This is a genomic window from Flavobacterium lacisediminis (genome assembly GCF_025909975.1).
Taxonomy (GTDB): Bacteria; Bacteroidota; Bacteroidia; order Flavobacteriales; family Flavobacteriaceae; genus Flavobacterium; species Flavobacterium lacisediminis.
Window position 1 is genome coordinate 109026 of record NZ_JAPCIO010000008.1, and the last position, 7801, is coordinate 116826.

General features: G+C 29.5%; 3 protein-coding genes. All 3 read left to right on the top strand.

The features are described from left to right. Positions 1-83: 83 nt before the first annotated feature. From OJ995_RS11910 to OJ995_RS11920, 3 genes are read left to right on the top strand one after another with little or no spacing between them, the layout of a single operon-like run. Positions 84-3344: a hypothetical protein gene (locus tag OJ995_RS11910; protein WP_264369626.1), complete on the top strand. Its 3261-nt coding sequence runs from the start codon at positions 84-86 to the stop codon at positions 3342-3344. Further along, the gene (locus tag OJ995_RS11915) at positions 3319-5253 is read left to right on the top strand and encodes a DUF3858 domain-containing protein (RefSeq protein ID WP_264369627.1); all 1935 of its coding nucleotides are present in this window, start codon (positions 3319-3321) and stop codon (positions 5251-5253) included. The genes OJ995_RS11910 and OJ995_RS11915 overlap by 26 nt, the downstream gene beginning before the upstream one ends. Positions 5254-5263: 10 nt before the next feature. Further along, a complete protein-coding gene (locus OJ995_RS11920; protein WP_264369628.1) occupies positions 5264-7231 on the top strand; it encodes a DUF3857 domain-containing protein in 1968 nt (655 codons plus the stop codon). The last annotated feature ends 570 nt before the right edge of the window (positions 7232-7801 follow it).

Consider the following 7801-nt stretch of genomic DNA (forward strand, 5'->3'; position numbering starts at 1 on the left):
ATTATGTTAAAAATCTAACATTTTTAGGAAATTTTGCACAAAAAATAGAAATAAAATTTATATTTGGTAAATTTTATTTTTCCATGAAAAAAGCCTTCTTAACACTATTAATCATTGGGCTTACCAATGCTTTTTCTCAATCAAAAAAAGATTATTCTTTTGTTTACTCTACAGATTCTATTCTAAAAACGGGTTTTGCTCACTATGAAAAAGGACAGTACAATGAAGCTGTTGCCGAATTTCAGAAAATCGGAAAAACAGACCCTAAATATTTAGTAGCTCAGCATGAAATTGCGTTATCATTATATGCTGGTGATAAGAAAGAACAACTTTTAAAGCATTACGAAACATTGTATAATGAAGGAAAAATGAAAGAACAACCTTCTTTATATACTCTTTATGGTACTTTTTATAGTGATGAAAAAGAATATGATAAAGCAGAAAAAATATTTAATGAAGGAGCACAATACTTAAGCAATTCTTCAAATTTCTTATACAATCAAGCTATTTTATATTTAAGAAAAGATGATCTTCAAAAAAGTGCTGATTTATTAAAAAAAGCAGTTACGATCAATCCTAATTTAGCTTCTGGACATTATTTTTTAGGCGCTATTGCACTTGAAAACGGTAATATTGTTGAAGGAAGTTTAGCTCTATTAAGTTATTTAGCTATTGCTCCAACAGGAAAATTTGCTGAAGAAGCGGTTTTAAAATTGAATAATAAATTTGGAGAAAACTATCTTACTAAAGGAAAAGTTGTTTTTTCTACTAGCGGAGATAACTTTGAAGAATTAGAAACTATTTTAAGAAATCAACTTCCATTAAGAAAAGCTTATAAGCTAAAAACTGAAATCGACGACATTATTATGCGTCAAATGCAAGCTGTAATGGAATATAGTTTAGAACACAAAATGGGAGATGGCTTCTTCGAAACTACCTACCTGCCTTGGATTAAAGACGTTGTAGCTAAAAAACAATTTGAAGGTTTTAGCTATTACATATTACTTGGATTAGAAGAAAAATTAGGCAAAGAAATTACAAAACACAAAAAAGTAATTACCGCATTTTATGAAAAATATTACTTAGTTGATTTTTGGGATCAATTTGCTAAAAGAAATATGGATCACTTTGGGCAAAAACAAGAAGTAGTTATTTATTTAAATGATGGAAAACCATTCATTATTGGTCCTGTTGTAAATAAGAAAAAAGAAGGGAAATTCAAACTTTTAGGAGAACATGGAAATATTGAAGGCGAGTTACATCTAAAAAATGACGAATTAGATGGTTTACAAAAATATTTTGATTCCAAAGGAAATCTTGAAATGGAAAAAATGTATTCTGTAGGAAAGCTAAACGGTGAAAAAAAAGAATACTATTCTAATGGTAACTTAAGTACTATTGAAATTTATAAAGATGATGTACTTCATGGATTAAGCAGTACTTACCATGTAAATGGCGGTAAAAACTGTGAGCTTAATTTTACAAATGGAGAACGAGATGGTGCCTTAACTTGTTATTATCCAAACGGAAACAAAAGCAGTGTAATTACATACGCTAAAGGAAAATTAAATGGTTCTTATACACTTTATAATGAAATTGGAGACATTACAGTGTCAACTACCTATAAGAATGATGAAATTGATGGCAAGTACACACAATACTTTGATGGTAAAACAATTAAAGCTGAAGGTGAATACGCAAACGGTAAACCAACAGCTAATTATAAAAAATACTATGCCAATAAAAATTTAGAATATGAGAATTTTTATACCAATGGAAAAATTACCAAAACCACAAACTATTTCTTTACTGGTGTAAAAGCTTCTGAATTAATTTTTAATGATAAAGAAGAATTAGAATCGTACAGTTATTTCAACCCTAAAGGAGAAAAATACTTCGAAGAAAAATACAAAGGAGGCGAGTTAAAATCAGGATTACAATATTCGTACGCAAATCCAAAACCTGATGAAATCAATCTTACTAAAAAAGCATTCAGTATTTCTAGTTTGAACAGTAACAAACAAATAACTGGTTTCTTTGAGAAAGGAAAAAAATCGGGAGAATGGAATTATTACTTTACAAATGGAAATTTAAAAATCAAAGAAAATTACATCAACGGAAATCAAACTGGTTTATGCCATTCCTATAATAACAGAGCTCAACTAATGAGTATTTCTCATTATACAAATGATGCCTTAAATGGTGTTTATGAAATTTATGATAGTGGTGTTTTAAACGAAATTTCAAATTATACTAATGGTACCCAAAACGGTCCTTATACTACTTATTACCCAGATGGATCTATAAAAATAGAAGGTTTTCTATTAGATGGCGATGTTAGTTATATTAAAACAAATTACAGACAATCTGGAAAACTTTCTCAAGTTTCAAAATTTGTTGAAGGTGAAATTATCTTTTCTGAGAGTTATGACAATAACGGGAAAAAAGAATTTGAATTTGACTACAAAAACAAATCTGGAAAATTCAATTTAAGTCTTAATAACGGAGCATCATCTCAAGATTTTGAAATGGTGAACGGAAATTATAATGGTAAATTTACTTCAAAAGATAAATTAGGTAACAAAATTTCTGAATCACAATATGTAAACGGAAAGCTTAACAACAATTACAAATATTACAGTCCATACGGAACATTAATGTTTGAAAGAAACTACTATTGTGGTTTAATTACAGGAACTGATACACAATATGATTTAGTTGGAAATTTAAGAATTACTAGTGAATATGTATTAGGTGCTGAAAATGGTAAAACAATTCGTTACTACCACAACAAAGCAAAAATGTTTGAATATAACGAATTAGATGGTCTAACTGATGGTGAATATATTTATTACAACCAAAAAGGAGAACCTGTCTTAAAAGTAAATTTTGAAAGTAGTGCTTTAGTAAGTTATGCAACATTAAGCAAAACGGGTGGTTTTTCAGAAAATGTAAAAACCCCAGCAGAAAACGCAGAAATTACTTCTTTGTATCCAAATGGAAAAGTAGCAATGAAAGTAACATTTGTAAAGGGAAATATCAATGGTAAATTGGTAATTAACAATGCAGAAGGTAAACCAGAATATGAAGCAAACTACAAAAATGGTTTATTTGAAGGAGAACGTACTGAATACTACTCTAACGGAAAAGTATACAAAAAAGAAAATTTGAAAAACGGAGATTTTGAGGGAGTTCATACTTACTTCAAAGAAGATGGAAAACCATGGTTAACAGCAAATTATAAAAATGATGAACTTCAAGGTGACTTTTTAATTTACACTAATGGTGTTTTAACTCTAACTAAAAAATACGATTCAGATGAATTGGTTGAAATCAGCAAATAAAATAGTTGTTACTTGTGTGCTTATCGGATGTACTTCGATAGGCGTACAAGCTCAGCAAACCTTTGAGGACTACAAAAAAGAATATCCCGATTTTAACGAGGTTGTACTTTTAGATTATCAAGGGTATGATATTTCTATCGAAAACAAAAAGTTGAAAATCATTCAAAATACATCATTTGAATCGATGATACTTTCTGAAAATGGCATTCACAATAACGAAGAAACTTTTACTTATTCTGAATTAGTAAAACTATTAGAATATGACGCTTTCTCAGTTATCAATACCAATGGAAAAGATAAAAAAATCAAAGTGACACAATCTACTGAGAAAAACTCAAGCAGTAGTTCAGTATTCTTTGACGACATTAAAGAAAGACAACTTATTTTTCCTCATTTAGAAAAAGGAGCTAAAAAAGTTTACAATTACAAACGAGAATTTGTAGATCCATTTCTACTTCATAAGTACATGTTTATTGGAGGATACCCAATAAAAAATGCCACATTTGAAGTAAAAACCGATAAAAACGTAAACATCGGATTTAAAATTTTTAATGACCCAAACAATACCATTCAATTCAAAAAAACCGAAGTAAAAGGTAAAATGGTCTACACTTGGACATTAAAAAACGTTAAAGCATTCAAATTTGAATCTAACGGACCTGGTGTTTTACATACAGCACCTCACATTGATATTTACGTTAAAGATTATACGATAAACGACAAAAAAACTATCGTTTTAGATGATGTTTCATTGTTACACAAATATTACCAAGGTTTTGTAAACAATCTGAATAAAAAAGAGTGTATCGATTTAAAAAAGATTACAGAAGAAATTACTAAAGACAAAACCTCTGATGAGGAAAAAATCAAAAGCATTTTTTATTGGGTAAAAGACAATATCAAATATGTAGCTTTTGAAAACGGCTACGAAGGTTTTATCCCAAGAGAAGCCGATTTAGTATTCGAAAGAAAATTTGGAGATTGTAAAGACATGGCAAATATCATAGTTTCTATGTCAGAATATGCCAATATAAAAGATGTAAATTTATGTTGGATTGGAACCAGAGAAATTCCTTACTCCTACTCTGAATTAGCAACACCTGCTGTAGATAATCACATGATTGCAGCTTATAAAAAAGGAGAAGATTATATCTTTTTAGATGCTACTGATAGAGAAACGCGTTACGGATTACCAACTTCTTTTATTCAAGGAAAAGAAGCTTTAATCAATAATGGAAAAGAATTTAAAATTGTAAAAGTTCCAGTTATTGATGCTAAAAAAAATCAGGTAGACGATATCGTAAAAGTTCAAATAAAAGACGGAAAGCTTATTGGAAAAGGAAAAATGGAATTCAATGGTTTTAACCGAAGTATGACCTTAATGCAAATTGGTGACGCTTCAGGAAAAACCCGTTTTGAAATGATTAAAAGCTTAGTCTTAAAAGGAAATAACAAGTTCAACCTAAATTCATTTACTGAAGAAAATATTGGCAATCGCGATTTACCTTATAATGTAAATTACGATTTCGAATTGGATAATTACCTAATCAAAGTAGAAAAAGAGCTGTACCTAAATCCTTATTTACACAAAGTATTCGAAAAAAATCCAATTCAAAAAGACCGCGTTACAGGCTATGATTTTGAAATTGTTTCTTTTTTCAATTCAGAATACGAATTTGAAATTCCTACCAATTACAAAGTAAAATACATTCCAAAAAACTTTACTTTAGATAACGAATTACTAAAAGTTAATGCTGTTTTTACAGAAAGTAATAATAAGATTTTAGTGAAATACACGTTTGAAGTTAAAAAACTGGTAATTGAACCAAGCGATTTTCAATTGTGGGATGACAGCATTAAAAAAATGAAAAGCAACTATAGCGAAACTTTAATTTTAACTGAAAAATAATACGATTCAAATGAGAAAACTAATAGCTCAAAGCCTTCTTGTTTTATTCTTGTGCAGCGTCAATTCGATTGTAGCACAAGATTACACCTTCAAAAACTACAAATGGGAACAAAAACCAGAAGCTTTTTCGGTTCCAGAACAATATAAAAATGAAAACGAAGTAATCGTAAGTCGTACAATTAAAGTTGAAATTATTTCAGACAAAAACGGACCAAAACAATATTATTTACTTCACGATAAAATCTTCATCAATTCCGATGATGCTATCGAGAAAAACAACAAAATCTACTTACCTTTTAATTTAAAGGAGAACGTAATTAAAAACGAAGCTCGTGTTATTTTAAAAAGTGGTAAAATCATTACTTTAGATAAAAAAGATATCAAAGAAGAAGTAGATGAAGAACGCGGTGTTAAATTTAATTATTTCGCTATTAATGGTTTAGAAAAAGGAGCTGTAATTGAAAAAATATTCGTTTTAGAAGAAATGCCAGAATTAAACGGAAAAACGTTTAAAATGCAAGATGATTTACCTATTATGGATATCAACTTCGAGTTAATCTATCCAAATCATTTAGTATTCAAAACAAAAGGATACAACAATTTAGCAGAAGCTGTTTTAGACGAAAAAACACATAAAGACAAAATTGCAATCTCAGTTAAAGAATCAAATGTTCCAAAATTAGAAGACGATGAAAAGTATTCAAACTGGAAAGCTAATATTAAATTTTTCCGTTACAAACTTGATGCTAACTTATACAATGGTTCAAAAAATCTTTATAACTACAAAGAATTTGCATCTAATGTATACGAAAGGTTCAATATCGAATTAGACAAAAAAAACCAGAAAGCTGTTGACGATTTTTGTAAAACCATTACCAAATCAGCCGATTTACAAGAGCAAATTTGGAACATTGAAAACAAAGTCAAAAAAACAATTGCGTATAACCGCTATTTCGATACCAAAGAAAATCTAAGCGATGTAATCAAAACTAAGCAAGCAAATCAAACAGAGGTTTTAGCGCTTTATTTAGCTATTTTCAAGTATTTTAAAATCGAAAACCAAATTGTATTTGCTTCTAATCGTTATGATATTACGTTTGATCCAGAATTTGAAAGCTATGAAAACTTAGATGAGTTATTATTCTTTTTCCCAACGATTAAAAAATTCATGACACCAACAGAAATCGAATATAGAATTCCATTAATCCCAAATACATTAGCTAATAATAACGGGCTTTTCATCAAAGGAAAAGAATTTGCAGGAGTTAAAATGGGAATTGGTGAAATCAACTTTATTACAATTCCTGGAGTAGAAATCACTCATGACGTTATGGATATTACAATCGATTTCACAAAAGATATTGAAAATCCAACTATTACTAACGAAGTTACTTTTGGTGGTTATTCTGCATTAAATTTCCAACCTATTAAAGATTTTGCTCCAGCAGATCAATACAAAGAAATTTTAAAAAGCATCGCCGAAAACTATACCATTCAAGAAGAATATACTTCATTAACAACAGAAAACGATGGTACTGAGTTCATTGGTAAAAAACCATTCATTTTAAAAGTTACTTTTGAAGGAAAAGATTTAGTACAAAAAGCAGGAGACAATTATTTATTCTCTGTAGGAAAAACGATTGGTTCACAAATGGAATTATACCAAGAAAACAAACGTATGATGCCAGTTGAAATTGATTATCCGCACTCGTACTTCCGTAAAATAAAAATCATTTTACCTAAAGGAGCCACGGCAAAAAATTTAGAAAATTTCAACATGAGTCACAAAACCGACATCAATGGTAAAACAGAAGCAACCTTTGTAAGCAATTACAAGACCCAGGGCGACGAAATTCTAATTGAGAACACAGAATACTATAATGTGATTAATTATCCTTTAGAACACTTCGAATCGTACAAAGCAGTCATCAACGCTGCCGCCGACTTCAACAAAATAGTCATCGTACTAAATAAGTAAATTACCAAATCCGACTTCACAAGAGTCGGATTTTTTTATGGGCGTTCCCCAAGAGTCGGGCTATCCGCACTCGCTTTAATTGGTTGCCTGAGGTGAGCTCAAACAAATGCTCCTAACCCTAACGTGGAAATAATTTTCAGTTGAAATGAATTTGGTAAATATTTTATATATTGCTAAGCTAATTTACAAAGCAAGAAAAAGTGTTTAAGGATAGTATTTCTTTATTTTAAATTTAAAACTTATTTTATGAATGATAATAACAATTACATTAGTGGAGAAGCTGTTATAATTGGTTGTGAAAATGAACTTATGTGCTTTCTTGATCAAATTATTTATATAACTGGATTCATTACTATTATATATTTAGTTTTCAAAGGAATAATATATATATATTCTAAATTTATTAATAAATAAAAATTCTCCGCTAGAGTGAGTGTCCCGCTCGCGTTAGCCTTTCATGAAGTATATAAACAACAAAATCACCCTATTGAGGTGGTTTTTTAGTCTCGTAGAGACGCTATATTAATAACAAAAAAGCCCTATCAAAACTGATAGGGCTTTTCAAAAGAA

Coding starts and splice junctions, on each gene's coding strand:
- OJ995_RS11910 (WP_264369626.1), top strand. CDS start 84: ATGAAAAAAGCCTTCTTAACACTATTAATCATTGGGCTTACCAATGCT.
- OJ995_RS11915 (WP_264369627.1), top strand. CDS start 3,319: ATGAATTGGTTGAAATCAGCAAATAAAATAGTTGTTACTTGTGTGCTT.
- OJ995_RS11920 (WP_264369628.1), top strand. CDS start 5,264: ATGAGAAAACTAATAGCTCAAAGCCTTCTTGTTTTATTCTTGTGCAGC.